Annotated in this window: 29 protein-coding genes; 10 read left to right on the forward strand and 19 right to left on the reverse strand. The window is 72.7% G+C overall.

Going from position 1 to position 26,648, the window contains the following annotated elements; all coding sequences use genetic code 11:
- Positions 1-26 precede the first annotated feature (26 nt).
- Positions 27-1,196, forward strand: a complete 1,170-nt coding sequence (locus ACIBK1_RS09550; protein WP_030505320.1) for a glycosyltransferase — start codon at positions 27-29, stop codon at positions 1,194-1,196.
- Positions 1,193-2,341 (forward strand): hypothetical protein, encoded by a 1,149-nt coding sequence (locus ACIBK1_RS09555; RefSeq protein WP_396733718.1) that lies wholly within the window; start codon positions 1,193-1,195, stop codon positions 2,339-2,341. Before ACIBK1_RS09550 ends, ACIBK1_RS09555 begins: the two co-directional genes overlap by 4 nt.
- A 6-nt stretch (positions 2,342-2,347) precedes the next feature.
- On the opposite strand, the gene ACIBK1_RS09560 is transcribed toward ACIBK1_RS09555, so the two are convergent.
- A complete protein-coding gene (locus tag ACIBK1_RS09560) occupies positions 2,348-3,568 on the reverse strand; it encodes an ABC transporter ATP-binding protein (protein ID WP_030505322.1) in 1,221 nt (406 codons plus the stop codon).
- Between the two features lie 124 nt (positions 3,569-3,692).
- Between ACIBK1_RS09560 and ACIBK1_RS09565 the strand changes: the two genes are divergently transcribed.
- Positions 3,693-4,697: a LacI family DNA-binding transcriptional regulator gene (locus tag ACIBK1_RS09565; protein WP_030505323.1), complete on the forward strand. Its 1,005-nt coding sequence runs from the start codon at positions 3,693-3,695 to the stop codon at positions 4,695-4,697.
- Here ACIBK1_RS09565 and ACIBK1_RS09570 read toward each other — a convergent pair.
- Positions 4,687-5,175, reverse strand: a complete 489-nt coding sequence (locus tag ACIBK1_RS09570; RefSeq protein WP_396733721.1) for a glutathione peroxidase — start codon at positions 5,173-5,175, stop codon at positions 4,687-4,689. The two genes, ACIBK1_RS09565 and ACIBK1_RS09570, sit on opposite strands and share 11 nt — an antisense overlap.
- 319 nt (positions 5,176-5,494) lie before the next feature.
- Between ACIBK1_RS09570 and ACIBK1_RS09575 the strand changes: the two genes are divergently transcribed.
- A complete protein-coding gene (locus ACIBK1_RS09575) occupies positions 5,495-6,016 on the forward strand; it encodes an aggregation-promoting factor C-terminal-like domain-containing protein (protein WP_076434744.1) in 522 nt (173 codons plus the stop codon).
- Between the two features lie 23 nt (positions 6,017-6,039).
- Here ACIBK1_RS09575 and ACIBK1_RS09580 read toward each other — a convergent pair whose 3' ends face one another.
- On the reverse strand, positions 6,040-6,732 hold the full coding sequence (locus tag ACIBK1_RS09580; RefSeq protein ID WP_396733724.1) for a TetR/AcrR family transcriptional regulator: 693 nt from the start codon (positions 6,730-6,732) through the stop codon (positions 6,040-6,042).
- A gap of 105 nt (positions 6,733-6,837) precedes the next feature.
- Here ACIBK1_RS09580 and ACIBK1_RS09585 point away from each other — a divergent pair, with 105 nt between their 5' ends.
- From ACIBK1_RS09585 to ACIBK1_RS09595, 3 genes are all read left to right on the forward strand, one after another.
- Positions 6,838-7,950, forward strand: a complete 1,113-nt coding sequence (locus tag ACIBK1_RS09585; RefSeq protein ID WP_396733727.1) for a ferritin-like domain-containing protein — start codon at positions 6,838-6,840, stop codon at positions 7,948-7,950.
- A 117-nt stretch (positions 7,951-8,067) separates the two neighbouring features.
- Positions 8,068-8,631, forward strand: coding sequence for a hypothetical protein (locus ACIBK1_RS09590; RefSeq protein ID WP_363414113.1), 564 nt, complete (start codon positions 8,068-8,070; stop codon positions 8,629-8,631).
- Positions 8,631-9,527, forward strand: a complete 897-nt coding sequence (locus ACIBK1_RS09595) for a hypothetical protein (protein WP_396733730.1) — start codon at positions 8,631-8,633, stop codon at positions 9,525-9,527. The genes ACIBK1_RS09590 and ACIBK1_RS09595 overlap by 1 nt, the downstream gene beginning before the upstream one ends.
- A gap of 117 nt (positions 9,528-9,644) precedes the next feature.
- Here the strand turns inward: ACIBK1_RS09595 and ACIBK1_RS09600 are convergent, their stop codons facing one another.
- The 4 genes from ACIBK1_RS09600 to ACIBK1_RS09615 all read right to left on the reverse strand — a co-directional run bounded on the left by ACIBK1_RS09600 (position 9,645) and on the right by ACIBK1_RS09615 (position 11,635).
- Complete coding sequence (locus tag ACIBK1_RS09600) at positions 9,645-9,971, reverse strand: DUF202 domain-containing protein (RefSeq protein ID WP_076434742.1); 327 nt, start codon at positions 9,969-9,971, stop codon at positions 9,645-9,647.
- Complete coding sequence (locus tag ACIBK1_RS09605; protein WP_030505331.1) at positions 9,968-10,303, reverse strand: YidH family protein; 336 nt, start codon at positions 10,301-10,303, stop codon at positions 9,968-9,970. Before ACIBK1_RS09605 ends, ACIBK1_RS09600 begins: the two co-directional genes overlap by 4 nt.
- Positions 10,304-10,404: 101 nt before the next feature.
- Entirely contained in the window at positions 10,405-10,770 is a 366-nt protein-coding gene (locus ACIBK1_RS09610) for a hypothetical protein (protein ID WP_030505332.1), read from the reverse strand.
- A 148-nt stretch (positions 10,771-10,918) separates the two neighbouring features.
- Positions 10,919-11,635: a ferritin-like domain-containing protein gene (locus tag ACIBK1_RS09615; RefSeq protein WP_396733733.1), complete on the reverse strand. Its 717-nt coding sequence runs from the start codon at positions 11,633-11,635 to the stop codon at positions 10,919-10,921.
- A 122-nt stretch (positions 11,636-11,757) separates the two neighbouring features.
- Between ACIBK1_RS09615 and ACIBK1_RS09620 the strand changes: the two genes are divergently transcribed.
- Complete coding sequence (locus ACIBK1_RS09620; protein WP_030505334.1) at positions 11,758-12,018, forward strand: ubiquitin carboxyl-terminal hydrolase 14; 261 nt, start codon at positions 11,758-11,760, stop codon at positions 12,016-12,018.
- A gap of 18 nt (positions 12,019-12,036) precedes the next feature.
- Here ACIBK1_RS09620 and ACIBK1_RS09625 read toward each other — a convergent pair whose 3' ends face one another.
- Positions 12,037-13,626, reverse strand: a complete 1,590-nt coding sequence (locus ACIBK1_RS09625; RefSeq protein WP_396722137.1) for a Na+/H+ antiporter — start codon at positions 13,624-13,626, stop codon at positions 12,037-12,039.
- Positions 13,627-13,676: 50 nt separating this feature from the next.
- A complete protein-coding gene (locus tag ACIBK1_RS09630) occupies positions 13,677-14,906 on the reverse strand; it encodes a hypothetical protein (protein ID WP_396733736.1) in 1,230 nt (409 codons plus the stop codon).
- Between the two features lie 225 nt (positions 14,907-15,131).
- Between ACIBK1_RS09630 and ACIBK1_RS09635 the strand changes: the two genes are divergently transcribed.
- The gene (locus ACIBK1_RS09635; RefSeq protein ID WP_396733739.1) at positions 15,132-17,228 is read left to right on the forward strand and encodes an ATP-dependent DNA helicase; all 2,097 of its coding nucleotides are present in this window, start codon (positions 15,132-15,134) and stop codon (positions 17,226-17,228) included.
- A 158-nt stretch (positions 17,229-17,386) separates the two neighbouring features.
- Here ACIBK1_RS09635 and ACIBK1_RS09640 read toward each other — a convergent pair whose 3' ends face one another.
- Positions 17,387-18,124 (reverse strand): hypothetical protein, encoded by a 738-nt coding sequence (locus ACIBK1_RS09640; protein WP_396733742.1) that lies wholly within the window; start codon positions 18,122-18,124, stop codon positions 17,387-17,389.
- Positions 18,125-18,340: 216 nt separating this feature from the next.
- On the opposite strand from ACIBK1_RS09640, the gene ACIBK1_RS09645 reads away from it, so the two are divergent.
- Positions 18,341-18,832 carry an NUDIX hydrolase gene (locus ACIBK1_RS09645; protein ID WP_396722129.1) on the forward strand — a complete coding sequence of 164 codons (492 nt, stop codon included), beginning with the start codon at positions 18,341-18,343 and terminating at the stop codon, positions 18,830-18,832.
- An 83-nt stretch (positions 18,833-18,915) separates the two neighbouring features.
- Here the strand turns inward: ACIBK1_RS09645 and ACIBK1_RS09650 are convergent, their stop codons facing one another.
- From ACIBK1_RS09650 to ACIBK1_RS09690, 9 genes are all read right to left on the reverse strand, one after another.
- Positions 18,916-19,710 (reverse strand): SGNH/GDSL hydrolase family protein, encoded by a 795-nt coding sequence (locus ACIBK1_RS09650; RefSeq protein ID WP_396734472.1) that lies wholly within the window; start codon positions 19,708-19,710, stop codon positions 18,916-18,918.
- Between the two features lie 14 nt (positions 19,711-19,724).
- A complete protein-coding gene (gene aroQ, locus ACIBK1_RS09655) occupies positions 19,725-20,159 on the reverse strand; it encodes a type II 3-dehydroquinate dehydratase (RefSeq protein WP_030505341.1) in 435 nt (144 codons plus the stop codon).
- A complete protein-coding gene (gene aroB, locus ACIBK1_RS09660; protein ID WP_030505342.1) occupies positions 20,156-21,232 on the reverse strand; it encodes a 3-dehydroquinate synthase in 1,077 nt (358 codons plus the stop codon). Before aroB ends, aroQ begins: the two co-directional genes overlap by 4 nt.
- Positions 21,229-21,741 carry a shikimate kinase gene (locus ACIBK1_RS09665; RefSeq protein ID WP_357321933.1) on the reverse strand — a complete coding sequence of 171 codons (513 nt, stop codon included), beginning with the start codon at positions 21,739-21,741 and terminating at the stop codon, positions 21,229-21,231. The genes aroB and ACIBK1_RS09665 overlap by 4 nt, the downstream gene beginning before the upstream one ends.
- 14 nt (positions 21,742-21,755) lie before the next feature.
- Entirely contained in the window at positions 21,756-22,934 is a 1,179-nt protein-coding gene (gene aroC / locus ACIBK1_RS09670) for a chorismate synthase (protein WP_030505344.1), read from the reverse strand.
- Positions 22,935-23,026: 92 nt separating this feature from the next.
- Positions 23,027-23,725, reverse strand: coding sequence for a prepilin peptidase (locus ACIBK1_RS09675; RefSeq protein ID WP_396733745.1), 699 nt, complete (start codon positions 23,723-23,725; stop codon positions 23,027-23,029).
- Between the two features lie 79 nt (positions 23,726-23,804).
- On the reverse strand, positions 23,805-24,374 hold the full coding sequence (locus ACIBK1_RS09680; RefSeq protein WP_396733748.1) for an SseB family protein: 570 nt from the start codon (positions 24,372-24,374) through the stop codon (positions 23,805-23,807).
- 151 nt (positions 24,375-24,525) lie between these two features.
- The gene (locus ACIBK1_RS09685) at positions 24,526-25,632 is read right to left on the reverse strand and encodes a barbiturase (protein ID WP_396733751.1); all 1,107 of its coding nucleotides are present in this window, start codon (positions 25,630-25,632) and stop codon (positions 24,526-24,528) included.
- The gene (locus tag ACIBK1_RS09690) at positions 25,632-26,567 is read right to left on the reverse strand and encodes a carbamate kinase (protein WP_396733754.1); all 936 of its coding nucleotides are present in this window, start codon (positions 26,565-26,567) and stop codon (positions 25,632-25,634) included. The genes ACIBK1_RS09685 and ACIBK1_RS09690 overlap by 1 nt, the downstream gene beginning before the upstream one ends.
- Positions 26,568-26,648: the final 81 nt, after the last annotated feature.

Below are 26,648 nucleotides of genomic sequence, written 5' to 3' on the forward strand. Positions count from 1 at the left end.
TCCGACATGATCAGGGAGGAGCCAGCATGAAACCGGACGACCGGATTCGTGTCATGGAGATAATCGCCCGGATGAACGTGAGCGGTCCCGCCACCCAGGTCACCGGGTTGTGCGAGCGGCTCAGCCCGGTAGAGTTCGACCACCGCCTCTACACCGGGTACGTCGACGGCGGCGAAGGCGACCACCTGCAGCTTCGCGACGCGACGATCCCGGTCCACCGGGTGCCGGGCCTCGGCCGCGCGATCAAACCGGCCGACGACTACCGGGCCCTGTTCCGGCTGACGAACGCGATGCGCGAGTTCAGGCCACACATCGTGCACACCAGGACCACCAAGGCGGGCGCGCTCGGCCGCCTCGCGATGCGGCTGTCGGGGGTCGGGGCGGCCCTGGTGCACAGCTACCACGGTCACCTCCTCGACGGGCAGCTCTCCCGCCTGCGGCGGACCGTCTACGTCCGCACCGAGCGCCGGCTGGCCAGGATGACCGACCGCCTCGTCACGGTCGGCGCCCGGGTGCGCGACGACCTCCTCGCGACCGGGATCGGCCGGCCCGAACAGTACGTCGTCATCCCGCCCGGCGTCGGGCTCGCCCCGCTGCCCGAGCGTGCCCGGGCCCGCGCCGCGCTGGGCGTCCCGCTGGACGCGCCGGTCGTGGCGTACGTCGGCAGGCTGAAGAAGGCCAAACGGCCCGACCGGCTCGCGGAGGTCGCCAGGGCGGTCCTGGCCCGGCTGCCCGGCGCCCGGTTCCTCGTCTGCGGCAGCGGCGAGCTGAAGGAGGAGGTGGAGCGGGCCGTCATGCCGATGTGGGAGTCCTTCCGGCTGCTCGGCTGGCGGCGCGACGTCGAGACCGTGTACGCCGCGGCCGACGTGGTGCTGCTCACCTCCGACAGCGAGGGCACGCCGCTGGCGCTCGTGGAGGCCGGCATGGCGGGCCTGCCGGTGGTGGCCACGCGCGTCGGCAGCGTTCCCGAGGTGGTCATGGACCGCCGCACGGGGTTCCTGACCGAGCCCGACCCGGACGAGATGGCCGACCACGTCGTACGGCTGCTGGTGGACCCGGGCCTGGCGCGGCGGATGGGCGAGTCGGCCCGGACGTGGACCGGGCGGGCGTTCTGCGTGGACCGGCTGGTGGCCGACACCGAGGCCCTCTACCGGGCGCTGCGCGGCGCGACGCGGTCGGAGGTGGGCAGCCGATGACGCAGCTTCCGGCTCTGGCACCCGCGCTCGCGGGAGCGGTCGCCTGCCTGCTCGCCGCCGCCGGCCTGCGCCCGGTGCGGCGCACGGTTCCCTACCTGACCGGCGTGACGCTGGCGGTGGCCACGGCGGGCGCCGTGGTGGCGCTTTGCGGCGCGCCGGACCGGTGGGTGAGCGCGATCCTGCTGGCCGCCGCGGCGGTGGCGCTGCTCGGGCTCATCGACGACGTGGGCGCGCTGTCGCTCGTCACGCGGCTCATGGTGGAGACGGTGGCGGCGGGCGGGGTCGTGCTGTGCGGCGTCCAGGTGACGCTGACGGGCGACTGGCTGGACGGCCCGGTCAGCGTGATGTGGATCGTCGCGATGACCAACGCGTACGGGCTGCTCGACCGGCTCGGCGGCGCGCTGGCCGCGGTCGCCGCCGTCACCGGCGCGTTCCTCGCCGGGACTGCGCTCGTGCTGGGCGACACGTCCCTCGCGGTGCTCGCGGCCGCCCTGGCCGGGGCGTGCCTCGGCGCCCTCCCGTACGGCAGGGCGCGGGGCAGGGTCCGGCTCGGACCGGCCGGTTCGCTGTTCGCCGGGTCCGTCCTGACCTGCACGGCCGCCGGACTGACGGCCGGGCGCGGCACGGCCGTGGTCTCGGCAGGGCTGCTGCTCCCGGCGCTGGCCGCCATCGTGGGGGCCGGGGCGTACGCCGTCCGCCGGCCCCGGCGGGCGAGCCGAGCGGCCGGACCTGCGCGGACGGCGGCGCCCGCGCTGTGCGGCGTCTCGGCCGGCTCCGGGACGGCCGGGCTCGCGGTCGCGCTCGGCTGGGTGCCCGCGGGCGCCGCGGCCACGGTCACCGCCGCGACCGCCGCCGCGCTGCTCTGCTGCGCGCCTGTCCGGCGCGGCGTCTTCGCGCGCCTCCGGCACAGTTATTTCTCCGCGCGCCTCGGGGACGATTCTTCTTCTGCGCGCCTCCGGCACGATTCTTCTTCTGCGCGCCTCCGGCATGATTCTTCCTCTGCGCGCCTCCGGCACGACGGCGTCTCCGCGCGCCCGAGGTGGACGTCGTCGCGGATGCCGGCCGGCGACGACCGGCCGCGCGGGCGCGTGCCACGCCCGCGCTCCGCCGGAAACCCCCCGCCGCCCTTCGTGCGGCGGGGGTGACCGGACTCAGCGGCCGATGTTGGCCTCGTGGCCGATGGACAGGCCCGAGTCGACGTCGAAGAAGTGCAGGTTGTGCGTGTCGACGACCAGCTCGATCTCCTGACCGGGACGGACGTGGCTGCGGGCGTTGACGCGCGCTGTCCACAGCGACTTGTCGCCGGTCAGCGGCAGCGTCGTCTCCTCGTCGTCGCCGTCGTGGGCGGCGGCCACGGTGTCCTTGTGCTCGACCGGCGGGGCGTCGATCGTGAACAGGACGTTGATCTCCGAGCCCAGCTCCTCGGTGACGTTGGCGCGGACCGGGACGCGCACCCAGCCGGCGCTGTTGCCGCTGGCCGAACCGGCGTCCTCGAAGTCGGAGGGCCGGATGCCGAGGATGATCTTGCGGCCGATGTAGCGGTCGAGGCCCGGCTTCTCGGCGAAGGTCGAGTCGGGGACGGGGAGGCGGTAGCCGGCGAAGGCCACGGCCGCGCCGCCGTTGTCGCGGACCAGCTCGGCGTAGGTGAAGTTCATGGCCGGGGAGCCCATGAAGCCGGCGACGAACAGGTTGACCGGGTCGTCGAACAGATTCTGCGGGGTGTCCACCTGCTGGAGCACGCCGTCGCGCAGGACGCAGACGCGGTCGCCGAGGGTCATGGCCTCGACCTGGTCGTGGGTGACGTACACCGTGGTGACGCCCAGGCGCTCGTGGAGCTGGTTCAGCGAGGCGCGCATGGAGACGCGGAGCTTGGCGTCCAGGTTGGACAGCGGCTCGTCCATGAGGAAGGCCTGGGGCTCGCGGACGATGGCGCGGCCCATGGCGACACGCTGGCGCTGACCACCGGACAGGGCGGCCGGCTTGCGCTTGAGGTACTGCTCCAGGCCGAGCATGCGGGCGGCGTCGTTGACCCGCTTCTGGATCTCCGGCTTCGACATCTTGCGCAGCTTGAGGCCGAAGGCGAGGTTCTCCTCGACCGTCATGTGCGGGTACAGCGCGTAGTTCTGGAAGACCATCGCGATGTCGCGGTCCTTCGGGGGAAGGTGGTTCACGACACGGTCACCGATGACGATCTCGCCGCCGCTGATGTCCTCCAGGCCGGCGATCATCCGCAGGGCGGTGGACTTGCCGCAGCCCGACGGGCCGACCAGCACCATGAACTCGCCGTCCTTGATCTCCAGGTTGAGGCCGTTCACGGCCTTCACCCCGCCCGCGTAGATCTTGTCGACGTTGTTCAGAACGATTGAAGCCATCCCCAGTCCTTCGCGTTCCCGAGCCAAGCTGATGTGGATACGTTTTCATGACTCTCCCCTGAAATAGCGCCTATTGTCAAGATTTCGGTAGCACGACCCATGGAACTCTGATGGAATCGTTTCCATGAGCGGTCCAGCGCAGCGGCGGATAACCATCAAGGAAGTGGCGGAGGCGGCCGGAGTCGGGGTGGCCACGGTGTCCCGGGTCCTGTCCGGCGGCTCGGCGAGCGCGGAGACCCGCGAGAAGGTGCTCGCCGCGGCGGCACGGCTCGACTACCGGCCGAGCGCACTGGGACGCAACCTGAGGCGCCGGCGGACGGGCGGCATCGGACTGCTGGTCCCCGACATCACCGACAGCTTCTACGCGCGGCTGACCGACGGCGTGCTGTCCTGCGCCCGCTCGTACGGCGAGCCCGTCACGGTGGGGGTCACCGGCGACGACCCCGAGCGGGAGGCCGAGCTGATCGGCGCGCTCATCGAGGAGAGCATGGACCGGCTCATCGCGGTGCCGTCCGGGGACGGCGAGATGTGGGCGCCCGCGCTGCGCTCGGGGCTGAACGTCGTGTTCGCCGACCGGCGGGTGCGCGCGGACGTGCCCAGCGTGGTGCCCGACGACCGGGCCGGGGTGCTGACGGCCGTGGAGTACCTGGCCGGGCTGGGCCACCGGAAGATCGCCTACCTCGGCAGGCACGGGCAGTCGCAGCGGGTCGCCGCGTTCAACTCCGCGATCGCCTCGCTGGGCCTGCCCGCCGACCGGGATCTGGTCGTGCACGCCCGGTCGAGCCGCGACTCCGCCTACGCGGCCGCCGCGGGCCTGCTGCAGCACCGCGCCGACGTCACCGCGGTCATCGCGGGCGGCAACGTGCTCGGTGAGGCGGCCGTGCTGGCCGCCCGCGAGCTGGACGTGCGCATCCCCAGGGACGTGTCGCTCATCATGTTCGACGACGTGCCCTGGGCCGAGCTGTGCTCCCCGCCGCTGACGGTGATCGCCCAGCCGGCCCAGGACATCGGCTATCGCGCCGCCGAGCTGGTGCTGCGGCAGGGCAGGCGTCCTCCGGCCGTCACGCTGCCCACCCAGCTCGTCGTGCGGGCGAGCTGCGGGCCCAGGGTCTCGGCGCCTAGGAGATGACCTTCTCGATCGCCTCGGCGATCTCCGGGGCCTCGGGGACGACACGGGGGCGGAACCGGGCGACCACCTGGCCGTCGGCGGCGACGAGGAACTTCTCGAAGTTCCACTGGATGTCGCCCGCCTCGCCCTCCGCGTCGGGGGTCTCGGTCAGCTCGCCGTAGAGAGGATGCCGCTCCGGGCCGTTGACCTCGGTCTTCTCCAGCAGGGGGAAGTCCACGCCGTAGGTCGTGGAGCAGAACTCCTTGATCTCCTCCGCCGAGCCGGGCTCCTGGCCCATGAACTGGTTGCAGGGCACGCCGACGACGGTGAACCCCCTGCCGGCGTACGCCCGCTGGAGGGCGACCAGGCCCTCGTACTGCGGGGTCAGCCCACACCTGGACGCCACGTTGACCAGCAGGGCGGCCCCGCCGCCGAGCAGGTCGCCGAGGGTCGTGCTCTCGCCGTCGATCGTGGTCACCGGAATCTTGAGAACGCTCATGTCCGCACCCTAAACGAGCGTCGCGTCCGGTCTGGCCGCAGGGCGCGCCGTGCCGCGCACGGTAAGCCGCGCCCCCGGGAAGCGTCGGCGTTGGGGGGCGGATCGGCAAAGATCCGTCATCGGCGTGCCGCAGATGCCGTCCGGGAGGCGGGCGGCCGTATTTCAATCCGCGTGAGGACCCGTCGCGGTGCCCGCCGGAAGCTTGTGGTGATCCGGTGCGGGCCGAGCGGACGGCGGCGCCCACGCCATGGGCGCGCGGCCGCGCGGCGGGCGCCACGCGCGCCCGCCTTCCGCACGCGACCCGACGACAAGGACCGATTTGGACAGCAACAGCGTTCTACGCAACACAGTCGCCGCCGTCATCGCGGCCACCGTGGCCGGTGGCGGAAGCGGAGCGGCCTGGGCCGGCGATTGGGCCGCCCAGGGAGGCACCGGGGAGACGGAGCGGACCGCAGAGAGCATGCGGCCCGTCACCCACGTCGGAGTGTGGACGACGCGGGCGGCGGCACAGCCGCCCCGGTCCCGCCGGGCACCGGCGAAGCTCCGCAGCAAGGCGTACGCCTTCCGGCTCGTCACCCGCCAGACCTGGTCGGGTGAGCAGTTCCAGTGCCTGGACAGCCTCTGGACCAGGGAGAGCAACTGGGATCATCGGGCCTACAACCCGGGCTCGGGCGCCTACGGCATCCCGCAGGCGCTGCCCGGTCACAAGATGGGCTACGCCGGCAACGACTGGCGGTTCAACCCGCAGACCCAGATCAGGTGGGGGCTGCGGTACATCAAGGGCCGATACGGCTCGCCGTGCGGCGCCTGGGGCCACTTCCGGTCCCACAACTGGTACTGACCCGGGCGGAGGCGCCCGGCGGCCTACTGCCGGGCGCCTCCACGACCGGCCCGCTCGCCGCCGCGCCCGCCCTCCTCGCCGCCGGCCTGGGCCTCCGCCCGCGCCGCGGCCCGTACGGCCATCGCCTGGACCAGCAGTTCCAGGCCGAACTCGAACTCCTCGTCGTGGTCGCAGGAGTCCAGATGCGGCCGCAGCTCGCTCAGCACGGGAAACAGCGCCGGATCCGCCTCGGCGACGACCGCGTCGGCCCGTACGGGGGCGAACGTGGGGGTCACCCCCACCTCGCGCAGCAGCGAGCCGACGACGTACGCGATGAACATCCGCAGCATCCGGACGGCCTCCTGGCCGTCGAAGCCCGCCTCGCGCAGGGTCGCCAGGGCGCGCTCCACCGGGAGAAGGCCCGCCGTCGAGCTCAGCTGCCTGCTCACCACGACCATCGTGCAACGGGGATAGTGGTGGGCGATGCGCCGGAAGGCCCGCGCCTGGATGCGGACCCGCTCGGTCCAGTGGGCGGACGGGTCGTCGGCGAAGCCGATCCGCGACAGCACGTCCTCGGCGACGGCGTCGAGCAGCGCGGCCTTGCTGGGCACGTGGTTGTACAGCGACATGACGCCGACGCCCAGTTCTGCGGCGATCCTGCGCATCGAGACGGCGTCGGCGCCCTCTCTCTCGATGAGCTCCACGGCGGCGGTCACGATGCGGTTCCGGTTGAGCATGACCGAATCCTCTCGCCGCCGCGCGTTCTCCGTCCATTGACGTACGTACAGCGTACGTGACACGCTCGCAGGGATACGTACGGTGTACGTCAAGGGAGGTCCCCCGTGTCGACCCACGAGCTCTACACCATCCCCGCCGAGCTGTCCACGTGGGACGTGGAGATGACCGGAGCGGCCCGGTTCACCTGGGAGTACGACGACGGCAGGGACCGGATGCTCGCCCTCTACCAGAAGGGCAAGGACAAGCAGTGGGACTCCGTCAAGCGGATCGGCTGGGACCTCGATGTCGACCCCTGCGACGTCCTCGGCGTCCCCGACACCACGCTCGCCATCTACGGCTCCCCGCTGTGGGACCGCATGGACCGCCGGCAGCGCGACGAGGTGCGCAGGCACAACGCCGCCTGGCAGTTCTCCCAGTTCCTCCACGGCGAGCAGGGCGCGATGATCTGCTCGGCCCGGATCGTGGAGTCGGTGCCCGACCTCGACTCCAAGTTCTACGCCGCCACCCAGACGATGGACGAGGCGCGGCACGCCGAGACGTACGCGCGGTTCCTGCAGGAGAAGATCGGGCTCGCCTACCCCATCAACCAGCACCTCAAGGCGCTGCTGGACAGCACGCTGAACGACTCGCGGTGGGACATGCCCTACCTCGGCATGCAGGTGCTGATCGAGGGCCTGGCCCTGGCCGCGTTCGGCGTGATGCGCGACATCACCACCAAGCCGCTGCCCAAGCAGATCCTCGCGTACGTGATGCAGGACGAGGCCAGGCACGTGGCGTTCGGCCGGATGGCGTTGCGCGACTACTACCGGAACCTGTCCGACGCCGAGTTGCGCGAGCGCGAGGACTTCGTGATCGAGGGCTGCCACCTCATGCGCGACCGGCTGCGCGGCGAGGAGATCTGGGAGACCATCGGCCTGTCGCGGCAGGAGTCCGCCGAGGCCATGGAGTGCGTGGACCGGTCGGAATACCTGCGGCTGTTCCGTTCGCTGCTGTTCAGCCGGATCGTGCCGTGCGTGAAGGACATCGGCCTGTGGAGCCCCCGCCTCCAGAAGGCGTACGCCGACATGGGCGTGCTCGACATGGCCGGGCAGAGCCTCGACGCGCTGATGCGGCAGGACGAGGAGATCGCCGACCGGCTCGACGCCGAGCGCTTCGCCCGCGAGGAGGAGGAACGAGCGGAGGAGGTCGCCGAGACCATCGCCGCCGGGGACGACTGACCGCGGCGCACCTGTTCGGCACAGCGCGATCGCCACGACCGCGGACGCCGCCGGTCGATCGGCCAGATTCGCGAGCCTTGTCCCCTGTGTGGGGAATCCTTGCCATACTCCGTCTTCGTGACTGTGGAGCTGACGCAGAGTGGCCGCGGGTCTCGCCGCGTCGTGGTCGGGGTGATCGGTCTGGTCCTCTTCCTGCTCGCCGGCGTGGGCGCGTACGCCGTCGCGTCCGGCTATCGCGAACAGGACACGAAATACTGCGGCCACGACTGCATCCCCGGGCTCAAGATCGGCACCGTGGTCGAGGCGCTGCAGGGCCAGGGGCACGCCTGCGCCGACAAGCGGCAGTTCTGGTCCTGTCAGCTGAGGATCGGCAAGGTGCGGTTCGAAGCGGACCTCTTCCGGGTCCCCGACGTCGCGGACTTCTACGAGTACATCGGCAAGGTCGAGGCCAGGATCGTCAACCCGGACAGCACCACGGCGGCGGCCGGGCTGGACTACATGTCGTGGTTCGCGACGCTGCCGCACCGCGACGATCCCTCGACGGTCAAGAAGCTCGGCGGCTGGCTGGCCGAGCAGATCACGGGCGACGGGGATGTGACCTTCGTTCTCGACTGGGAGTACGTGCTGGAGCGGAAGGCGAACACCCGGTCCGTCGAGCTCACGATGAAGAGGAGATATTGATGGCGGCTCCCCCCGGCTGGCCGTACTCCCCCGACGGCAGGTTCTGGTGGGACGGCACCGCCTGGCACCCGGTGCAGGCCCCGCCTCCCGGCCCTCCCGCGCAGCCCGGCCTCACCGTGCCCCCGCCTCCCGGCCCTCCCGCACAGCCCGGCCTCACCGTGCCCCCGCCTCCCGGTTTCGACGCGGGTCATCCGTCCGTGAGCTCGCCCTGGCCGCGGACGTTCCCGCCCCAGGGGGCCGAGCCGTACGCGGCCGGGCAGCAGACGCCGGCACCGGCGTACGGCCCCCCGGGACCGCCCGGCCTGGACGCGCCGCGCCGCCGGGGAACGGCGGTGTTCGCGCTGGTCACGGCCGGCACGCTGATCGCGGCGCTGGCGCTGGGCGGGATCGCGGGCGCCGCCGTGGGCCTCGCGACCACCGAGCCGGTGACCGACGACCGCGCGCCGTCCTTCCCCGGGAGGTTCCCCTCGGGAAAGCAGCGTTACCTGCCCAAGGTGACGGTCGACATGGTCGCGGTGAACTGGCTGCAGGCGGCCAACGCGTGGAGATGCGCGAAGTCCGCGGCGCCCGACCCGGTGACCGGCGCCACGATGGGCATGATCTGCCGGCCGGGAGACGCCGCCAGGCTCCACATGTCCGTCTACATCTGGTACGACGGGCCGGACAAGGTCCTGTCCGTGAAGGCCCGCTGCGATCTCGGCGTTGGATCGAAGGCGTGCACGAGCCTTTTCGCCATGATGGCGGACACGCTGCTGTCTCCCGACCGGACTCTGCGCGAGCGGGCGGAGGGCTGGGCGAAGAAGAACGCGGGCAAGGAGGCGATGACGTCCCTCGGCGGCATCCGGCTGCAGACCGCCCTGCGGCCGCACAGCATGGAGGCCGTGCCGGCGATCTGAGCTCTCACTCCGCGATCGCCGTCACAGAATCCCCGCACCGACGACGGCTCGGCCCGCCTCTGTCTCGTGGCGGGCCGAGCCGTCCGGTCTTACCTGCCTGTGCGGGACGTGCGGTGTTCACAGGGCCAGCGTGAGCACCATGACCAGCGCCGCGGCGGCGACGGCGAGCGCGCCGGCCCAGGCGACGCCGGTGTCCAACCGGTCGTCGAGCGGGCGCCGCTGCCGCAGCGCCCGTTCCAGGCGTCGGTGCCGAGTCCCGGTGCGCAGGAGCAGGACCGCCCCGGCAAGCGCGGCCGCCGCGAAGGGGACGGCGAGCGCGACCAGATCCTGGCGCACCGAGATCCCGGCCGCTCCGATGCCTGCACCGGCCATCGTCACGGCCGTGCGGACCCAGGCCAGCCGGGTCCGCTCGCTGTGCAGCCCCGGCCTCGGCTCGCCGCTCACCGTTCCACGAGGATGAGGAGCAGGGCCAGGACGGCCACCCCGGCCACGCCGTACCCGAACAGCGGGGCCAGGGCGGGCGGCGGGAGCGCGCGCTCCTGCCGGAGCGCCCGGTCGATGCGCCGCCAGCGGGGATAGGACGAGCCCGCGGCAACGGCGGACAGCAGCACGAGCACGACGGCGAGCAGCGTGCGCACCCACGGCACGAAGACGCCCTCGGGGACGACCGCGATGGCGATGCCCCCGGCGCTCAGCGCGAGGGACGTGCTGATCCAGGTGAGGAACGTGCGCTCGTTGGCGAGGACGAAGCGGGGGTCTGGTTCGTTCTCTTCCATGCGATAACGCTATTTCTGCCCCTTTTCCCCTAGATTTGCCGGGTTGGCCGCTTTCGCCGGGCGTCGTGGGCGGACGCCGGGATGGAGCGGCGACGGCCCGATCAGAGGCAGGCCTTGCTGACCTCGCGCAGGTAGGTCGCGCCGTCGGTGGCGACCTTCTGCGCCGCGTCCACCGCCGCGTTGGCGTCGTCGACATCGAGCTTCTGGAGGCTGTCGGCGAGCCCCTGGAGGGCGTCCCTGAGCGTGGTGTCGGCGGCCTTGTTGGCCATGTCCTCCAGGTCGGCGGCGCCGTCCTGGATCTTCTCGCGCATGGCGGCGGGGTCGTTCACGACCGCGCCGATCTCGCTGATGGTCTGGCTGACCAGCCGCGTCGCCTCGGCGCACGTCTGCGCCTTGTCCGCGCTCGCGCAGCCGGAGGCGAGCAGGACGGCGGCCGCGCAGGCGGCGGCGAACGGGAGGAGTCGCATGCCGATCACCCTACCCAACGGCGGCCCGCCCGCCGCGGAGCCGAAGCCGGCCCTTCGGGCCCCTCCGAGCTCACCGCCCTCGTCATCCCGCCTTCACCCTGTCGTCATCCCGACTTCACTTCGTCATCATCCCGGCATCGCCCCGCCTTCACCCCGTCATCACCTCGGCGGCGATTTCGCGGAAATACCCCGCGACCTCGCGGGCGAAGGCGGTCCTGGACACTCCGGCCCCGCGCAGGGCCTCGCCGTGATCGATGGCGACCACGGCCAGCACTCCCGCCAGCAGCGACCACCACAGGGCCGCGGCGATCACCCGCGACAGCCGGGAGGATCTCCGGAAGGACATCCGCAGCCGATCGCGGTGGAAGGGCACGTGGCGCAGCTCGTCGGCGAAGATCCGGCCCGCGACCTCCGAGGCGAGCAGGTCCCGGACGCCGTCGCGCACCGCGCGGTAGTAGCCGAGCGCGACCACCTCGGCGAGCATCAGCACCATCAGCTCCGTGCGCAGGCCGAGGAGCCGCCGCAGCCGGACGAAGACCGCGTCGGTCCAGTGTCCGGCGATCGTCGCCGCACCCGCCGCCTCCAGGAGCCGGGCAAGCAGCCGGGCGTGCTCGCACTCCTCGGCCACGAACAGGCGCACCGCCTCCGCGTACACGGGGTCGCCCGCCTGGCGGGCCTTGTCCATGAGCCGGGCGCCGTCGCCGTCCTCGCCCACCTGGAACCGCTGGAGGCTGCGTACGAGGGCGGGCTCCAGCAGGGCTCCCGCGCTCCAGTCGGGGTCGCCCCAGGTGCGCCGCAGCAGCGCCGCGCCCTGGAAGTCGCGTAACCAGGCGGTGAAGTCGCCCGTGTCGACCGTCGTCGTCATGGCCCACGAACCTACGGAAGCGATGTGCAGATCCCGAGGGGGAGTTTGTGGAGGTTCGGCGCACACGGCCCCCGGCCCGGGAAGGTGCCGGGTACCCGACCGCGCGCCGTAGCATCGGCGGCATGGGGAATTGCGAACACCTGCTCGTTACGGCCGACCCGGATCCGCTCACGCCCGAAGGCTGCCAGGAGTGCCTGGAGGACGGCATGCGATGGGTCCACCTGCGCAAGTGCCTGGAGTGCGGCCACATCGGCTGCTGCGACTCCTCTCCCGGCAAGCACGCCACCGCCCACTACAAGGAGACCGGCCACCCGGTGATCCGCTCGTTCGAGCGAGGGGAGGACTGGCGCTGGTGCTTCGTGGACCAGCGCCTGAGCCAGTAGACGGCGCCCTGGGCCCGCTCAGCTGCGTTCGAGCGTCGCCTCCTCGAAGTCGAGCTCCTGCATGACCCGGTGGAGGACCTCGTCGTCGATGCGCCGCTCGTCGCGCAGCCGCACGAACACCTCACGTTCCGCGGCGAGCATCTCGCGGCGCAGCCGCCGGTAGAGCGCGGCGGGCGTCTCCTCTCCCTCGGGGCCGGTGCCGCCGCCGAGCCGCTCCCAGGCGTGCATGGCCCGGCGCTCGGAGCGGGTGCGCAACTGGTCGACGACCTCTTCGTGGACGTCCAGCACGCCGTCGGAGGTGAGCTCCTCCAGCCGCGCCAGGGCGGCGGCCGCGGCGGCCTGCTGGGCGCCCGCCTCCGCGAGGTCGTCGCCGTACCGCTCCCGGGCGGTGGAGACGCCCATCCGCCTGATCAGCCAGGGGAACGACAGCCCGTGGACGATCAGCGTGCCCACGACGACCGCGAACGTCAGGAACAGCAACAGGTTGCGCTGGGGGAAGTGCTCGGGGAGAGCGAAGGCCGCGGCCAGCGACACCACCCCGCGCATGCCCGCCCAGCTCGTCAGCACCATGTTCTGCCACGACGGCGTCTTGGGCTCCCGGGCGCGCACCCGCTTCGACAGCATCCGCGGCAGGCAGGCGCTGGCCGGCACCCACACGAACCGCACGAGGACGACCAGCAGGAACAGCACGAGCGCGTACGTCGCCAGCTCGCCGGGCCGCTGGCCGTCCAGCCCGGCGATGATCGGGCGCAGCTGCAGGCCGATCAGGGCGAACACGATCGACTCGAGCACCAGGTCGGCGACCTTCCAGACCGCGTCCGACAACAGGCGTGTGCCGTACGTCGTCTTGCTGAGCTCGTGGCCCAGGTAGATGCCGACGATCACGACGGCGATCACGCCGGAGGCGTGCACGGCCTCGGCCGCGAGGTAGGCGGCGTACGGCACGAGCAGCGAGACCCCGTTGGCGATCAGCGCGTCGCCGAGCCGCCGCAGCACGAACCCGGAGAGATAGGCGATGGCGAGGCCGATCACCACGCCGAGCCCGGCGGCCAGGAGGAACTGCCCGCCGATGTCGAGCAGGCCGGCGGCGGCGCCGGTCACCGCGCCGACCGCGACCCGGTAGGCGGTCAGCGCGGTGGCGTCGTTGAACAGGCTCTCGCCCACGAGGATGGTCAGCGCGCGTCGCGGCAGGCCGAGCCTGCGCCCGATGGCGACCGCCGACACGGCGTCGGGAGGGGCGACGATCGCCCCGAGCGCGAACGCCGCGGCGAGCGGGAGATCGGGGACGATCGCGTGCACGACGAAGCCGACCACCACGGTCGTCGCCAGGACGAGCCCGACGGCCAGAAGGCCGACGGGTCTGGCGGCGTCGCGCAGCCGCAGATATGAGCTGTCCAGTGCCGCCGAGTAGAGCATCGGCGGCAGGAAGACCACCAGGACGATGTGCGGATCGAGGCTGTAGTCGGGGACCCCGGGCACGTAGGACGCGGCGAGGCCGGCCACCACCAGGAGCAGTGGGGCCGACCAGCCACGCCACCGTGCCAGGGCGGCGACGCCGAGAGCGCCGGCCGGGAGCAGGAGGAACTGCAGTGCTGTTGCTGTTTCCATCAGACGATGAGGTTACTTACAGCTGGAACTCCCGCCGAACGTGACCCTCATCACCACCCCCGCGACGTGTCCCAGCCCTCTCCGTCCTCGTCCGACCACGGAATCGGGGAATCCCCGGAGGGCTGCCCGCCGCGCCGCCCCCCGCGGCGCTCGTGTTCGGCGTGCTGGTCCGGGGCCTGACCCGCCGGCCACTGGTCCGGCCGCAGGCGCTCGCCCGTGGTGTAGAGCGGCGGCTCGCCCGCGTACTGCTCGTTGACGTAGGGCCTGACCGGGCCGAGGCCGAGGGGGTCGCTCGGGTCGACCGCCCCGGGCTGCTGACCCACGGGCTGTCCCGTCGGCTGCGGGGCATGGGGTTGAGGGGCATGGGGGTGAGGGGCCTGGCGGGGTTGCGGGGCCGGGCGGTAGGCCGGCTGCGGGCCGGTCTGGGCCGAGGACGCCACGAGGCGGTCCTGGGAGGGCGTGCCCCGGGCGACGAGCACGTCGTTCGGGCCGAGCGCGGCGGGCGCCGGGTAGGCCTCGGGGGCCGGGGCGGGCGGCGGCACCGGCGGACGGGCGTACTGCCCTGTGCCTGGGTAGTCGGGGTACTCGTAGTCGGACGGGGCCGGCTCGGGGAACCCGGCGTCGCGCGACGCGCGGCGGTCCCGCGCTGCGTAGCCGTTCTCGTCCTGCGCGTATCCGTCGCGGGCCCTGCCGTACCCGTCCGGGGCCTGGCCGTAGCCGTCGGGCGCGGCCGGGTGGCCCTCGTCGGCGGCGTACCCGTCCCGGGCCTGGCCGTACGGGACCTGAGGCAGCTTGTGCGGCCCGGTCTGGGGCGCGCCGTAGGGGTCCTGCGCCGCGTATCCGTCGCCGGGCTGCCCCGCGTACCCGTCGGGAACGGCGTAAGCGTCCTGGCCCCGCGTCGCGTACGCGTCCGGGGACTCGGCCGCGTACGGGTCGTGGACCTGGGTCGCGTAGGGGTCCTGCCCCTGGTCCTGCGGGTGCGCGGAGTACGACGCCTCCTGGGGGGCGTAGCCGTCCTGGCCCGGCGTCCCCTGGCGCGGGAACGGTCCCGTCCCCGCGTCCTGCTCCTCGCCGCCCGCCTCGGCGAAACCCTCGTCGAGGGTGTCGATCAGCCGTCCCACGTCGTCCATGGGCATGCGGAAACTGGCCGTGCACATCTCGCCCCGCCACAGGCTCAGCACCAGCGTGCCGTCGTGCCACGTGACCCGGAGCACACGGTCCTGGCCACGAGCGTCGAAGAACACCTCGCCGAACGATGGCAGTGGGACAACTTCCGACATGGCAGACATAGTGCCTTTACCTGCCCTTTTCCGTCCACTCGATCTCGGGAACCCTCACGAAACTTCCGTTGCTTCCCTTTTCGACCTCACTGGGTAGATCGCCGTTGACCTTGAGAGCACTGACATCTCAGTGTGCCATGCGAGCCGGGAGGGAGTTCCTGGAACGCCAGGATGTGGTGGGGCGGACACGCACAGGATGTCGGTGGCACCGGGTAGCGTTCTTCCGTGCCCAAGGACCGTTCCGAGCTTCCGCCCGTCGAAGATCTCCTCACCGCCGCGGTGACCGGACTGGGCGGAGTCGAGCGCCCGGGGCAGGTCAAGATGGCGCAGGCGGTGGGCGACGCCATCGAGAGCGAGGAGCACCTCGCGGTGCAGGCCGGCACCGGCACCGGCAAGTCCCTGGCCTACCTCGTGCCCGCGATCAGGCACGCGGCCGAAAGCGGCGACGCCGTCGTGGTGTCCACCGCCACGATCGCGCTGCAACGCCAGCTGGTCGACCGCGACCTGCCCCGGCTGGCCGACGCGCTGGAGAGCCTGCTGCCGCACCGCCCCGAGTTCGCGATCCTCAAGGGCCGCCGCAATTACCTGTGCCGCCACAAGATGGCCGCCGGGATGCCCGAGGACGAGGACGACCAGCTCTTCGACCCGCGTGAGGTCAGCGCCACCGGCCGGATGGTCCAGCGCATCCAGGACTGGGCCAACGAGACCGAGACCGGCGACCGCGACGAGATCGTGCCCGGCGTGAGCGACCAGGCCTGGCGGCAGTTCTCCGTGACGGCCCGGGAGTGCCTGGGGGCCCAGCGGTGCCCCAGCGGCGCCGACTGCTTCGCCGAGCTCGCCCGCGAGCGCGCGGGCGAGGCCGACGTCGTGGTGACCAACCACGCGCTGCTGGCCATCGACGCCATGGAGGACTTCGCGGTCCTGCCCGAGCACGACGTGGTCGTGGTGGACGAGGCGCACGAGCTGGTCGACCGGGTGACCTCCGTGGTCACCGGAGAGCTGTCGGAGAGCACGGTGAGCCTCGCCGTCCGCCGGGCCGGGCGGCTCGTCGAGCAGGGGGTGGCCGACCGGCTCCAGGAGGCGGGCGAGGACCTGCGCGCCCTGCTGGCCGTCGCCCCGCCCGGCCGCGTCGACACGCTGCCGCAGTCGCTCGGGATGACGCTCGCGCTGGTGCGCGACGCCGCCTTCGCCTGCATCACCGCCCTCGGGCCGCGCAACAAGGACAAGGACGACCCCGAGAACGCCGGGCTGCGCAAGGCCGCGTTCACGACACTGGACGAGGTGCACGACACCGCCCAGCGGATGCTCGACGCCTTCGGCCCGGCGGCCGGCGGCGATGGGGCCGGAGACGACGAGGACGTGGATTCCCCGGGCTCCCGGGATTCGGCGAGCGCCCGGGATTCGGCGAGCTCCGGCGGCGCGAACGGCGGGGGCACGGACGCCCGGTCCGAGGAGGTCCACCGGGCGGAGGTCGTCTGGCTGGAGGAGGGGCGCGGGCGCATTCCCCCCACCCTGCGGGTGGCGCCGCTGTCGGTCGGCGGCATGCTGCGCGACAAGCTGTTCGGCGACCGCACCGTCGTCCTCACCAGCGCCACGCTGGCGCTCGGCGGCACGTTCGACAGCCTGTCCCGCCAATGGGGCCTGCGGGCCGGGGAGTGGACCGGCCTCGACGTCGGCTCGCCGTTCGATCACCCGCGCCGGGGCATCCTCTACGTCGCCACGCATCTCCCCCAGCCCGGCCGCGACGGCCTGCCCGAGGCGTACGTCGACGAGATCGCCGAGCTGATCGAGGCGGCCGGCGGCCGCACACTGGGCCTGTTCTCCTCCATGCGGGCCGCGAAGGCCGCCACGGAGGCGCTGCTCGAGCGACTCGACGTGCCGCTCCTCTGCCAGGGCGACGACTCGACCTCGCAGCTCGTCAAGCAGTTCGCGGGCGACCCCGCCACCTGCCTGTTCGGCACGCTGTCCCTCTGGCAGGGCGTCGACGTGCCGGGCCCGTCGCTGACCCTGGTGATCATCGACAGGATCCCGTTCCCGCGTCCCGACGACCCGCTCGCCTCGGCCCGGCAGCGGCACGTGGCGGCCACGGGGGGCAACGGCTTCATGGCGGTGGCGGCCACCCACGCCGCGCTGCTGCTGGCGCAGGGCGCGGGCCGGCTGCTGCGGTCGATGGACGACCGCGGCGTCGTCGCCGTTCTCGATCCGAGGCTCGCCACCGCCCGTTACAGCGGGTTCCTGCTCAACTCGCTGCCGCCCTTCTGGCGTACCACCGACCCCGCGAAGGTCCGCGAGGCCCTGCGCCGCCTCACCGCCGACGCCTGACCCGCGCCGGCCGGGCGAGGCTCAGGCCGCCTGTCGGAGCTCCGGCCACGCAGCCCGCCCCGGTGTCCCGCCTGCGCATGCGGGGGTCGCTGCCGCGCCCGCGTTCGCCTCGGCGTCCCGCCCACCTATCCGGGAAAACGCTGCCGCGCCGGCTCTGGTCACATCTTCGTGACCGCGCCGAACGTCTCCCCCGCGTTCAGGCGCCGGACGAGGTCGAGCACCGCATGCGGCCCGCCGTTGGCGGTGATCCATCGGCTCACCCGGCACGCCGCCTTCGCGTAGGTGCGCACGTCCGTGCCGGCCGCGCGCAGCCAGGCGTCCAGCGTCACCGGCAGCACGGCGTCCGTGCTCACCAGGCAGCGGTCGGCCGCCGTCTCCGCCGCGAGGTAGCGCGGGTCGCCGGAGACCACAACGGCCAGGCCCTCGTCGAACCACTGCGGCACCGCATCATCCGTGACCAGGCGGGCGTGCAGTTCGACGTGCGACATCTCGTGGGAGGCGATGACCGGATCCACGCCCTCGGGCGACAACATCACCGCGCGGTTCAGCACCGCGACGCCCCGTTCCCCTCCGCCGCCGATCCGGCCGTAACAGCGGTCGCTGAGGCAGGCGAGGATCCGGGGAGAGCCCTGCCTGCCGCTGTAGAAGTCGCGGACGCGCCGCTCCGCCTCCTCCACGGTGGAGACCACCTGCCGCCTCCGGTCCGGCGGCAGGCCCGACTCCGCGTAGACGCCCGGAGCCAGCCGCTCCAGCCCGTAACAGCCGGGACAAATCGTGGCGGCGACCGAAGGAAAGGCAACCGCCACGACGGCGGCCGTCGCGATCGGCAGGGCCGCGAGCACGACGAGCAGCCACAGCCGTCCGCGCCGGCACACGCGCCACTGTCTCCACGCCATCGTCACTCCCCTTGCTTCAATCCGGCATCGGCGTCCCCTGCGCCGGTGGCCGTGAAGAAGGATCTTCGCGCGATCTCCGCCTGTCTCGCATCGGACCGTGGTAGGACCTCCGCCGGTCTGAGGCGGCGTCCGCGCCGTCCGGGCTGCCGGTGGCGCCGGGTGCCACCGGCCTCGGGCGGGGCGTCAGGCCCGTGACCGCGCGTAGAGTGCGTGGGCATGAGCGCTGACGCCCTTGTCACGTCGGTGTGCCGCACTCGGGGCGGCCGACCGGCCTTCGTCGTGAACGTCGAGGTCTTCCTGGAACGAGACGGCCGGTGGCTGCTCATCCGGCGTGGCAGGCAGGAGGCTCACGCACCCGGCACGCTCGCCGGCGTGGGCGGCAAGGTCGAGGCCGACGACGCGGGACTCGACGTGCTCGAGGAGACGGCACGACGTGAGGTCGCCGAGGAGATCGGGGTCGACATCACGGGAGCCCGGCTCTCCTACGTGGAGAGCGGGTTCTTCGTGACCGACGACGGCGATCCCGTCGTCAACGTGGTCTTCCGCGCGACGATGCCGGCGCACGCCCAGCCCGTGACCGCCTCGGCGACGGAGGTGGAAGATGTCCTCTGGCTCACCGCCGCGCAGGCCGAAGGCGATCCGGACTGCCCACCCTGGACATCACGGAGCCTGCGCCGCGCGGCGGCGCAGTCCGGCACGCCGGAGTAGTCGCCGGATCGGCGCGTGCCCCCGATCAGGAGGAGAGGGCAGACCTAGGGAGCAAGGTCACGAAGCAGGGTCAGGGAGAAGAGTTAGAGAGCAGGGGGCAGCGGGCCGAGCTCGGGCCGCTTGGGGGCGAGACCGTCGCCGGAGGACGTGCCGCGAAGGCGCCGCCCGATCCACGGGCCGAAGTGCTCCCTGAGCCACTGCACGTCCTCGCGGCGCTTGGCCCTCGGGTCCACCGTCTCCCGGGGCGGCCACGTCTTGCGCCAGTCGTCCTCGCCGGGCACGCCGAGCACGTGCAGGACCCGGGCCGCGACCAGGCGGTGGCCCTCGGCGTTCATGTGCAGCCGGTCGCCGCTCCAGGCCCGCCAGTCCCGCAGTCCCTGCATCGACCACATGTCCACCAGGTGGCAGCCGTACAGGTCGGCGATCGAGCGAACGTGCATGAAGAAGATCGCGAACTTGCCGCGCAGCTGCCGCATGATCGGGGTGTCCCGTGGATCGGTCCCGGTGAACAGCACGACGTCGGCGCCGGTGGCCCGCAGGTCGCGTACGGCGGTGGCGAGCTTCTTGGCCATCTGGTCGGGATCGGCGCCGGGGCGGATGAGGTCGTTGCCGCCCGCGCAGAAGCTGATGAGGTCGGGCTTCAGCCGGACGGCCTCGGGCACCTGGTCGGCGACGATCTGGTCGATCAGCTTCCCCCGCACCGCGAGGTTGGCGTAGCGGAAGTCGGGTTCGAGTAAGGCGAGCCGCTCGGCGACCCGGTCGGCCCAGCCCCGGTAGCGGACCACCTCCCCCGGCGCCGGAGAGGCCGCGTCCGGGAGGGGGTCGTTGAGCCCCTCGGTGAAGCTGTCTCCGACCGCCACGTACGACCGGTAGCCCATGGTCCCTTCTTTCGTCACTCGCCCATGTCCGCGATCGCGCGCAGCGCGAGCTCGTACGACCGCATGCCGAACCCCGCGATCGTCCCGGTGGCCACCGCCGCCACGACCGAGGTGTGGCGGAACTCCTCCCGTGCGTTCGGGTTGGAGATGTGCACCTCGACCAGCGGGGCCGTACGCTGCGCGATCGCGTCGCGCAACGCGTACGAATAGTGGGTGAAGGCGGCGGGGTTGAGGACCACGGGGGTCCTGCTGTCGGCCGCCTCGTGGATCCAGCTCACCAGCTCGGCCTCGTCGTCGGTCTGCCTGACCTCCACCGACAGGCCCAGCTCGCGGCCGCTCTCGCGGCACAGGGCCGCCAGGTCGTCGAAGGTCTGCGCGCCGTAGACGTCGGGCTCCCGGCTGCCGAGACGGCCCAGGTTGGGCCCGTTCAGCACGAGCACCTGCCTCATCGGGCGACCTCCCGGTACGCGGCTTCGAGCAGTTCCTCCGACGGGTTCTCCAGGCGGGCGGGCCTGCCGATGCCGTCGAGCACGACGAACCGCAGCACCGCTCCCCTGGCCTTCTTGTCCACCCGCATGTGCTCGCGGAGCCGCGGCCATGCGTCGGCGCGGTAGGACGTGGGCAGCCCCACCGACTCCAGGATCGAGCGCGTGCGGTCCACGACGTCGCGGCCGATCCGGCCGTCCAGCCGGGACAGCTCCGCCGCGTAGACCAGCCCGATGGCCACGGCCTCGCCGTGCCTGATGCGGTAGTCCTCGACCCGCTCGATCGCGTGAGCGAGGGTGTGGCCGTAGTTGAGGATCTCCCGCAGGCCGCTTTCGCGCAGGTCCGCCCCGACGACGTCGGCCTTGACCCGGATCTTGCGCTCGACCAGCTCGCGGGTGTGCTCGCCTTCGGGGGCGCGCGCGGCGGCGGGGTCGTCCTCGATCAGCATGAGGATCGTGGGGTCGGCGATGAAGCCGCCCTTGATGATCTCGGCGAGGCCGGCGACGTAGTCCTCACGCGGCACGCTCGTCAGCGTGGCCAGGTCGCACAGCACGCCCTTCGGCGGGTAGAAGGACCCGACCAGGTTCTTGCCCTCCGGGGTGTTGATGCCGGTCTTGCCGCCGACCGCCGCGTCCACCATGGCCAGCAGCGTGGTCGGCACCTGCACGACCTGGACGCCCCGCAGCCACGTCGCGGCCGCGAACCCGGCCAGGTCGGTGGTCGCCCCGCCGCCGACGCCGACGACCGCGTCGGAACGCGTGATGCCGTACCGGCCGAACGCCGACCACAGCTCGGCCGCGACGTGGACGGACTTGGCCTCCTCGCCGTCGGGCACGGGCAGGGCGACGACCTCGAACCCGGCGCCCTCCAGGGTCTCGCGCACCGGCCTGGCGATCTCGGGCAGCCCGGCGGGGTGGATCACGGCGACCGTGCGCACCTTCGCGTCCAGCAGGCCCGGCAGCTCCGCCAGCACGTCGGTGCCGACGACCACGTCGTACGGGCTCTCGCCCCGCACGGTGATGCGTGTCGCGGTCACAGCGCCGCCTCGATCTCGGTCACGACGTCCTCGGGCTCGCGGCCGTCGGTGGCGACGGTGATCGCTGCGAGGCTCTCGTAGATCGGCCGGCGCTGCTCCATCAACTGCCTGAGCCGGCTGCGCGGGTTCAGCACCAGCAGCGGGCGGGCCGAGGCGAGGCCGACCCGCTTGACCGCCTGGTCGAGCCCGACCTGGAGGTAGACGACCCGGTGGCCGGACAGCAGCTTCTGGGTGTGCTCGTGCAGGATCGCGCCGCCGCCGAGCGCGAGCACACCGGGGTGCGTCTCCAGCGCCTCGCGCACGGCCTGCGCCTCCAGCTCGCGGAACCTCTCCTCGCCGTCCTCCACGAACACGTCGCTGACGCTCTTGCCGGCGACGGCCTCGACGTCGGCGTCGGTGTCGCGGAACGGCAGGCCGAGGCGGTCCGCGAGGAGCCGCCCGACCGTGGACTTGCCCGAGCCGGGCGGGCCGATGAGGACCGCGGCGGGGCCTTGGGACGCCGATTGCATGATCACAAACCTTATTACTTGATGACCAGGGACGACAGGTAGCCCGACAGGTTGCGCGCGACCTCTTCCACGGAGTCGCCGCCGAACTTCTCGACGGCCGCGTCCGCGAGCACCAGCGCCACCATCGCCTCGGCGACGATCGCGGCGGCCGGGACCGCGCAGACGTCCGAGCGCTCGTGGTGCGCCTTGGCCGCCTCGCCGGTCAGCACGTCGACCGTGGCGAGCGCGCGGGGCACGGTCGAGATCGGCTTCATCGCGGCGCTGACCCGCAGCGGCTCGCCGTTGGTCATGCCGCCCTCGACGCCGCCGGCCCGGTTGGTCATCCGGCGCACGCCCTCGGGGGTGTTCTCGATCTCGTCGTGGGCCCGGGAGCCGGGGCGGCGGGCGGTCTCGAAGCCGTCGCCGACCCCGACCCCCTTGATCGCCTGGATGCCCATGAGCGCTCCGGCGAGACGGGAGTCGAGACGGCGGTCCCAGTGGGTGTAGCTGCCGAGGCCCGGCGGCAGGCCGTAGACGACGACCTCGACCACGCCGCCGAGGGTGTCGCCGTCCTTGTGCGCCTTGTCGATCTCGGCGACCATCGCCGCGCTCGCGGCCGGGTCGACGCAGCGCACCGGGTCGGCGTCCACCGCCTCCATGTCGCCGGGGCCGGGAAGCACGTCGGGGGGCGCGCTCGCCTCGCCGATGGAGACCACGTGGCTGACGATGTCGACGCCGAGGGCCTGCTTGAGGAAGGAGCGGGCGACCTGCCCGAGCGCCACCCGGGCGGCGGTCTCCCGCGCGCTGGCCCGGTCGAGCACCGGCCGCGCGTCGTCGAAGCCGTACTTCTGCATGCCGGCGAGGTCCGCGTGGCCGGGGCGGGGGCGCGAGCGCGGCGCGTTGCGCGCCTGGCCCTCCAGCACCTCCGGGTCCACCGGGTCGGCGGCCATCACGGTCTCCCACTTCGGCCACTCGGTGTTGCCGATGCGGATCGCGACGGGCGAGCCGAGCGTGCGGCCGTGCCGTACGCCGCCGGAGATCGTCACCTCGTCCTGCTCGAACTTCATCCGCGCTCCGCGGCCGTATCCGAGACGGCGGCGGCGCAGCGCCTCGGCGAGGTCGGCGGTGGTCACCTCCACCCCGGCGGGCAGGCCTTCCAGGATCGCGAGAAGCTCGGGGCCGTGTGACTCCCCGGCAGTCAACCAGCGCAGCATGGGGACAAGTCTTCCATGTGCACCCGACTGCGACGTCCCCCTGACACCCCCATGACCGTACGCGGATCCCCCCAGAACGGAAACCGCACGCGCTACCCGCCGGGGGAAGCCCCGGGTAGAGCCCCGGCCAGGGCCACCGCGACGAGCGCCCCCGCGAGCATGAACGGGCCGAACGGGAACTCGGTCGTGCGGGTGGCCCTGCGGGCCAGGAGCAGCCCCACGGCGTACAGCGCGCCGAGGACCTGACCCGCCATCCCGGCGACGACCGTGGCCTGCACGCCGAGCGCGCCGGTGAGCAGTCCGATCAGCCCGGCCAGCTTCACGTCGCCGAGCCCGAGGCCCGTGGGGCGGACGAACCACAGCACGGCGTAGACGGCGCCGAGCGCGCAGCCCGACGCCACCGCGGGCAGCAGGCGGCCCGACGGCGCGAGCAGGGCCAGCAGGATCGGGTACGACGGCAGCGTGATCGCGTCGGGCAGCCGCCAGGTCCTCCTGTCGACCTCCGCGAGCACGGCCCCCGCGGCCACCGCGTACAGCCACGCGGCGAGCACCCAGCCGTCGTGGACGCGCCAGGTCACCAGTGCCGCGGCCAGCGCGGTCGCACCCTCGACCGCGTACGGCGGGCGCGGCAGCGGCACGGTGCGGGCCGCCGCCGCGAGGGCGGTCCGCATCTCTCCGCAGCGGCTCTCGCGCGGAGCGTCCGGCTCCGGGCCGAAGCCGCCGGCGGCCGCACGCGCGTACGCGCCGGCGATCAGGCCGAGGACGGCGGCGGCGAGGACGACGAGGGACACGCGGCCGACACTAACGCCCGCACGCCGCCCAGGGCCGGGGTGCGGGCTTCCCTGTGGACAACCAGGCCGCCGAGGCGGCTCAGGCGCGGCGGCGGCTCCACCAGCGGCCGCGGCGCTTCTCCTCAGCGGCCCCCAGACGGGCCACCGTGGCGCCCGGCACCTCGCGGGCGAGGCGCTCCACGGCGGAGACGTCCCTCTTGGCCTCCTCCACCGTGGCGAGGGCCTGCAGCATGCCGCCCTCGATCACGAACGGGACCGGCCCGGCCACGTCCACCACCACGGCCGCGGCGCTCTCGTGCCGCGCCGCCTGACAGACCTGCGGGGCCGTGGCCTGCACCGGCCGGGCGTCCGCGCGCCACCTGCGCATCGGCTCGGTCCCGGTGAAGGCGAGCACGGCCTCGCGACCGTCCTTGCCGACCAGTTTCGGGAGGGCCATCTCGCTCTCCTTCTCCTGGCGCAGGCCGTGCTCCCCCACTTCCGACTCGGTGAGCAGCGCGACCACCGGCACCAGCAGCCTCGCCCCGGCGAGCACCGCCAGGACGTCGGCCGCCGTCGCCGTACCGGTCTGGAACGCCGACAGCGCCGCGGCGACGGGCGCGTCGGTGCCGCCGTCGTCGTCGGGGCGCAGGGGCTGCGGAATGACCGGCATGTCTGCGACCCTACCGCCAGCGGAGGCCGCCTCCGGACTGCAAGGTCACGGAGGACATCGCCGCAGGCGGGGGCGCGTACGCCCGGATTTCTGCATGATCACCAAGGCTTCACGCGCAGGCCGGACGGCACCGATGCGACAAACTACAAGATCACGCGAGGTCGGCGATGGCGATCACCGGGCCTCCCCCGGACGGGCCCTGGTGGACCGCCGCCACGGAGACGAACACGGCCGGGTCGCCGGTCACGCCGGCCGCCACCCCGCCGACGGTCGCCTTGATCTGGCGGTGCCAGTGGACGTCGGAGTCGTCGAGCATGATGTTGCGCCGCCCGCGTACGCGGCCGGTCGGGTCGGCCTCGCACTTGATGAACAGGTTGACCAGCCGGTCGCCGAGGTCGTCCGGGTGCGGGCGCTCCGGCAGGTCGACGCCCGCGCCGCGGATGGCCTCCCAGATCCCGTCGGTGTCCAGGGCGTCCTTCATGACCGAGTGGCCGGCGCGGTAGCGCCCGCCGATCCCGCGCACGTTGCCCACCACGACGATCTGGGCCCGGTCGAGTTCGACGCCGCTGGAGCACGAGGCGACCGACGAGTAGAGCGACAGGTCCTTGTGGATCTGCTCGGCCGAGGGCGTCTCGATCTCCCCGAGCGCGACGGCGATGCCGAGCGCCGTGGTGGAGTTGGAGATGTCCATCGACTTCAGCGTGTCCTCGGTGACGACCGTCTGGCCGCGCTCCTTAGCCTCGGTGATCGTGGACAGTGTGAGCAGCGGCGTCTTGGTCTGCACGTAGTGGACGTCGGCCGGGTCGTCGATACCGGCGATCTTCATCGCCTCGCGCACTCCCGCAGCCACCTTCTCGACCATGGCGGGCCTGCCGATGTCCTCGGGGAGGATCACCTCGCTCATCGCCACGCCGACGCTCACCCGCGGCTCGTCGGTCCGTACGGCCGTGGCCGGATCGACGGTCGCGAAGATCGTCGCGTGTGGGCTGAGCACGCCGTCGGTGCCGCCGGACCACACGAGGGGCACCTGCGCGACCTCCTCGGCGGTGCGTGTGCCCTTGGCCACGAGCACCTCGCGGAAGGCCCGGTCGGCCAGGATCCGCGTGTAGTCGTTCACGCCGCCGTTGCCCTCGGTCTTGCCGATCACGGCCAGCACGCGGTCGGCCTCGATCACGCCGTCGTCGATCAGTTTCGCCAGCCCGGAGGCGTCGGTGACGCTCTCGATGGGGACCTTCCGTACCTCGATCGGATCCGGCACTATCTCTCCACCCCTCTGTACACCCTCGTACCGATATTTCCTGACAGCGCGGCACCGATGTGGTGCAGCGAGGTGATCACGGCCCGTCCCCCGGTCTCCTCGGCGAAGCACACGGCGGCCTCGACCTTGGGTCCCATGCTGCCCCCGGCGAAGTGACCGGCCGCCTGCAACTCACGCAGGCCGGCCACGTCGATCTCTTCGATCGGGCGGGCGCGTGGCGTGCCGAAGTCCACGGCGGCGTTCGGCACGTCGGTCGCGATCACGAGGTCGGTGGCGCCGACGGCGACCGCCAGCGCGGCGGCGGCGAGATCCTTGTCGATCACGGCCTCGATCCCGGTCAGCGCGCCGTCCTCCCGCCGTACGACCGGCACTCCCCCGCCTCCGGCCGCGACGACGGTGAATCCGGCGTCGATGAGCGCGACGGCGGCGGAGGCGTCCAGGATCTCCACGGGCCGCGGCGAGGCGACCACCCGCCGCCATCCGCGGTCGAACCGCCGCCAGACCTGGCCGTGCCCCTCGAAGCGGCGCGCCTCGTCCTCTCCGAAGTACCGCCCGATCGGCTTGACGGGGTCCTGGAACGCCGGGTCCGCCGGGTCCACGAGCGTGCGGGTGACGATCGCCGCCACCCGGGCGTGCCCCAGCTCGCGCTGCAGGGCGTTCATGATGAGCGTGCCGATCGTGCCCTGCGTCTGGGCGACGCACCAGTCGAGCGGCACGGGCGGCACGACGTGGGCGGCGAGCTGGTTCTTCAGCAGGAGGTTGCCGACCTGGGGGCCGTTGCCGTGGGTGAGCACCACCTCGTGCCCGGCCCTGCTGAGCGCCGCCACGTGGGCCATCGCCTCGCCGATCGCCCGCTGCTGGTCGGCCGGGGACGCGCTCCCGTCGGGAGCCGTCATGGCGTTGCCGCCCAGTGCGATCAGTACGCGTCCGCCCACATCCGGAAACTATCCAGCCTCATCCGGGCCTTCATTGGCGAGTCTCGCCCACCCCTGCCGCATCCATGGGCAGATTTCACC

Source organism: Microbispora rosea, assembly GCF_044460045.1.
Taxonomy (GTDB): domain Bacteria; phylum Actinomycetota; class Actinomycetes; order Streptosporangiales; family Streptosporangiaceae; genus Microbispora; species Microbispora rosea.

Coding starts and splice junctions, on each gene's coding strand:
- ACIBK1_RS09550 (WP_030505320.1), top strand. CDS start 27: ATGAAACCGGACGACCGGATTCGTGTCATGGAGATAATCGCCCGGATG.
- ACIBK1_RS09555 (WP_396733718.1), top strand. CDS start 1,193: ATGACGCAGCTTCCGGCTCTGGCACCCGCGCTCGCGGGAGCGGTCGCC.
- ACIBK1_RS09560 (WP_030505322.1), bottom strand. CDS start 3,568: ATGGCTTCAATCGTTCTGAACAACGTCGACAAGATCTACGCGGGCGGG.
- ACIBK1_RS09565 (WP_030505323.1), top strand. CDS start 3,693: ATGAGCGGTCCAGCGCAGCGGCGGATAACCATCAAGGAAGTGGCGGAG.
- ACIBK1_RS09570 (WP_396733721.1), bottom strand. CDS start 5,175: ATGAGCGTTCTCAAGATTCCGGTGACCACGATCGACGGCGAGAGCACG.
- ACIBK1_RS09580 (WP_396733724.1), bottom strand. CDS start 6,732: ATGCTCAACCGGAACCGCATCGTGACCGCCGCCGTGGAGCTCATCGAG.
- ACIBK1_RS09595 (WP_396733730.1), top strand. CDS start 8,631: ATGGCGGCTCCCCCCGGCTGGCCGTACTCCCCCGACGGCAGGTTCTGG.
- ACIBK1_RS09605 (WP_030505331.1), bottom strand. CDS start 10,303: ATGGAAGAGAACGAACCAGACCCCCGCTTCGTCCTCGCCAACGAGCGC.
- ACIBK1_RS09610 (WP_030505332.1), bottom strand. CDS start 10,770: ATGCGACTCCTCCCGTTCGCCGCCGCCTGCGCGGCCGCCGTCCTGCTC.
- ACIBK1_RS09615 (WP_396733733.1), bottom strand. CDS start 11,635: ATGACGACGACGGTCGACACGGGCGACTTCACCGCCTGGTTACGCGAC.
- ACIBK1_RS09620 (WP_030505334.1), top strand. CDS start 11,758: ATGGGGAATTGCGAACACCTGCTCGTTACGGCCGACCCGGATCCGCTC.
- ACIBK1_RS09625 (WP_396722137.1), bottom strand. CDS start 13,626: ATGGAAACAGCAACAGCACTGCAGTTCCTCCTGCTCCCGGCCGGCGCT.
- ACIBK1_RS09630 (WP_396733736.1), bottom strand. CDS start 14,906: ATGTCGGAAGTTGTCCCACTGCCATCGTTCGGCGAGGTGTTCTTCGAC.
- ACIBK1_RS09640 (WP_396733742.1), bottom strand. CDS start 18,124: ATGGCGTGGAGACAGTGGCGCGTGTGCCGGCGCGGACGGCTGTGGCTG.
- ACIBK1_RS09645 (WP_396722129.1), top strand. CDS start 18,341: ATGAGCGCTGACGCCCTTGTCACGTCGGTGTGCCGCACTCGGGGCGGC.
- ACIBK1_RS09650 (WP_396734472.1), bottom strand. CDS start 19,710: ATGGGCTACCGGTCGTACGTGGCGGTCGGAGACAGCTTCACCGAGGGG.
- aroQ (WP_030505341.1), bottom strand. CDS start 20,159: ATGAGGCAGGTGCTCGTGCTGAACGGGCCCAACCTGGGCCGTCTCGGC.
- ACIBK1_RS09665 (WP_357321933.1), bottom strand. CDS start 21,741: ATGCAATCGGCGTCCCAAGGCCCCGCCGCGGTCCTCATCGGCCCGCCC.
- aroC (WP_030505344.1), bottom strand. CDS start 22,934: ATGCTGCGCTGGTTGACTGCCGGGGAGTCACACGGCCCCGAGCTTCTC.
- ACIBK1_RS09680 (WP_396733748.1), bottom strand. CDS start 24,374: ATGCCGGTCATTCCGCAGCCCCTGCGCCCCGACGACGACGGCGGCACC.